Annotated in this window: 1 protein-coding gene; it reads left to right on the top strand. The window is 37.4% G+C overall.

What is annotated here, in order from left to right; all coding sequences use genetic code 11:
• Nucleotides 1-529 (top strand): hypothetical protein (locus tag EII29_RS12330; protein WP_158612544.1); only part of this gene is annotated, 529 nt, incomplete at both ends.

Genomic DNA, 529 nt, shown 5'->3' with positions numbered 1-529 from the left:
GGAATATTGGTTAACAAAAGCAGGAAGAGGAAAAGCAAAGGATATATTTGAGGAAGCGGGAAGAAGTGTAGAAGGGCTAAAAGAAGTTTTAATCCATAGAGATAAAGTGACCGGAGAATATGACTTTGTAGGGAACATATTATCGGAGAGCATAACAAGAAGGTTGATAGATAGAGGCTTTATATCAGGCAAAGGTAAGAAGATAGAGCAGGTAGCAAAGGAAATAGAGGCAAGGTATGGGAATCTTACAAGGAAAGGAATAAAGGTAAGATTTTACGGAGAAGGAGATATAGATACAACAAAACTTACAAAAGATCAGTTAAGAAAACTTGAAGCGTATGGGATAGCGACGACAGGAGACGGTTATATATGGATAAATAAGGAGAAGATAAAAGACGGAAATGCAATAAACTTCAATGAAGTGATATCCCATGAGCTGACACATCAGATACTTGGGAAAGATACGGAGTATGAAGCAAGATATGTAGAAGGGAGATATGGAAAGCATTTAGGGGAAGTAAAGGAAAAC

The sequence above is a fragment of the Leptotrichia sp. OH3620_COT-345 genome, assembly GCF_003932895.1.
Classification (GTDB): Bacteria; Fusobacteriota; Fusobacteriia; order Fusobacteriales; family Leptotrichiaceae; genus Pseudoleptotrichia.
Note: the sequence above shows the minus strand (reverse complement) of the source record. Positions and strands in the feature narration are given on the sequence as shown.